Annotated in this window: 3 protein-coding genes; all 3 read left to right on the forward strand. The window is 67.0% G+C overall.

What is annotated here, in order from left to right:
- Nucleotides 1-505 precede the first annotated feature (505 nt).
- From VH914_21635 to VH914_21645, 3 genes are read left to right on the forward strand one after another with little or no spacing between them, the layout of a single operon-like run.
- Nucleotides 506-1,042 carry a fibronectin type III domain-containing protein gene (locus tag VH914_21635; protein HEX4493818.1) on the forward strand — a complete coding sequence of 179 codons (537 nt, stop codon included), beginning with the start codon at nt 506-508 and terminating at the stop codon, nt 1,040-1,042.
- A 43-nt stretch (nt 1,043-1,085) separates the two neighbouring features.
- The gene (locus VH914_21640) at nt 1,086-1,502 is read left to right on the forward strand and encodes a nuclear transport factor 2 family protein (GenBank protein HEX4493819.1); all 417 of its coding nucleotides are present in this window, start codon (nt 1,086-1,088) and stop codon (nt 1,500-1,502) included.
- A 16-nt stretch (nt 1,503-1,518) separates the two neighbouring features.
- Entirely contained in the window at nt 1,519-2,295 is a 777-nt protein-coding gene (locus VH914_21645) for an enoyl-CoA hydratase-related protein (GenBank protein HEX4493820.1), read from the forward strand.
- The last annotated feature ends 19 nt before the right edge of the window (nt 2,296-2,314 follow it).

A 2,314-nucleotide genomic window follows, 5' to 3' on the forward strand; every position in this document is an offset into this window, starting at 1 on the left:
CGTGGTGTCGTGGTCGCCGCCTGCGGACAACGGCGGGTCTCCCGTGACCTCCTACCGGGCCTCGACAACAGGGCCGTCAAAGGTTGCGTGCACGACGGCAACGACGACGTGCGCGCTCCACGGACTCACGAACGGCACGAACTACTCGGTCGTCGTCTTCGCCTTCAACGCTGCGGGGCGGTCCGCACCTTCGTCTCCAGTGGTCGGTGCGCCGTCGGCGCTGCCGGGAGCTCCGACCGATGTCACGGCGACGGCGAGCAGCACGCGGGCCACGGTGTCATGGACGCCGCCGCTCAACGATGGTGGTTCACCGATCCAGACCTACACGGTCACATCATCTCCGGACGGTGCGACCTGCACCTACGCCGTCACAGAGCCGGAGAACGACTCGTGCACCGTCACCGGGCTGACGAATGGAACGCAGTACGTCTTCACGGTGGTGGCATACAACGCGGCTGGTCCTAGTGCCGCGAGCGACGCGAGTAATGCAGTCACCCCGGTCACGGTGCCCGACGCGCCCGGCGGTGTTCAAGCGAGCAGCGTGACGACGAATTCGGCGACGATCTCGTGGTCGGTTCCGTACAACGGTGGGTCGCCCATCACGCAGTACAACGTGAGCGGAGGAACTGGCTGCACGACCTCAAGCACGTCGTGCAACATGGCCGGACTCGGGCCGAGCACCAACTACACGGTTTGCGTCAGCGCGACGAACGGCGTCGGAACCGGTGCGAGCGGGTGCACGTCGTTCAGAACAGCCGATCTACCGCAGCCTTCGATCTCCGCATCGAGGGGTGGCGTGTACGGGTGCAGCGTGTGCCACAGCCTGGACATTGCGGTTCACAACTTCCCGACCGGGACTTACACGTACTACTGCCACGACAACAGCGGGTCGAGCGGATCCGACGTGATCTTCTACAGCAACACGGTCACGGTCTCTGATCCGAACCAGAGCTCGTGGTCTGGCGTCTTCTGCTTCGACAGCGCCCCGTATGTGGCGTACCTCGTGATGAACAACGTCAGGTCGAATGCCGTCCAGTTCTGATGCGCTGACCATGGCGCGGGTGCCCTCATGGGAGACTCGCGCCATGGTCAGCAATCTCGAAACGATCGAGTCGTTCTGGGATGCGCTGTATCGGCGCGACTACGACGCGGTCGGCGCGTTCTTCACCGCCGACGGGGAGTACACCGACGTCTGCTCCCCCGCCGACGACGTCGCGCGCGGACCCGCGCAGGTCGCGGCGCGGCTGAAGCTGGGCTTCGAGAAGCTCTCGGGCATCTCGCACACGGTGCGGTTGATCGCCGTCGACGGCGACACCGTCGTCACCGAGCACGGCGAGCACTGGGAATGGCCGACGGGCGAGAAGGTCACGCTGCCGTTCGTGTCGATCCAGGAGTTGCGCGGCGGCAAGATCGTGCGGTGGCACGACTACTGGGACATGACGACGCTCATGAACGCGGCGCCGCAGTGGTGGGTCGAGCACATCATGCAGGGCTATCAGTGAGCGACGCGGGCCGGCGATGACCGGCACCGTTCTCTACGACCTCGACGATCACGTCGCGACGATCACCTACAACCGACCCGACGTTCGCAACGCGATCAACGGCGAGCTGCGCGACGACCTCAACGCCGCGTGGGAACGCTTTCGTGCCGACGACGACGCGTGGGTCGCGATCCTCACCGGCGCGGGCGACTCGTTCTGCGTCGGCGCCGATCTCCGCGGCGAGGGCAACTCCGCGGGCGCGTTCGCGGGCTCGTTCTGGGAGCTGCCGACGGTCAACTCGTTCGAGAGTGGGCTCGAGCTCTGGAAGCCGACGATCGCGGCGGTCAACCACTACTGCCTCGGCTACGGCCTCACCGCGGTGCTCGCGTGCGACTTCGTGATCGCAGCCGACGACGCGCAGTTCGGATTTCCCGAGGTGCGGCTCGGTGTGCCGACGATCGTGGGCGCGCTGCGACTGCCGGATCGGGTCGGCATGCAGCACGCGCTCGAGATCTTGTTGACCGGTGATCGGGTCGACGCTGCACACGCAGCCGAGATCGGGCTCGCGTTGCGCGTCGTGCCGCGTGCGGAGTTGCTCTCCTCGGCGCGCGAGCTCGCGCGGCGGCTGTGCCAGGGCGCGCCGCTCGCGGTGCGCGCCGTGAACGAGGTTGCGCACCGCGGTCAGACGTTGCCGTGGACCGAGGCGGTTCGCTTCGGCGAGACCATGCGCAGGGTCGTGCACACGACCGACGACGCGCGCGAAGGCATGGCCGCGCAGTTCGAGAAGCGCGAGCCCCGCTGGCAGGGGAAGTAGCTCGCATCACGCGGGGCCG

It is taken from the genome of Acidimicrobiia bacterium, from assembly GCA_036271555.1.
In the GTDB taxonomy this organism is placed as follows: Bacteria; Actinomycetota; Acidimicrobiia; order IMCC26256; family PALSA-610; genus DATBAK01.

Bases quoted from the DNA above. Each gene is read 5' to 3' on its own strand.
- VH914_21640 (HEX4493819.1), top strand. From the start codon at position 1,086: ATGGTCAGCAATCTCGAAACGATCGAGTCGTTCTGGGATGCGCTGTAT.
- VH914_21645 (HEX4493820.1), top strand. From the start codon at position 1,519: ATGACCGGCACCGTTCTCTACGACCTCGACGATCACGTCGCGACGATC.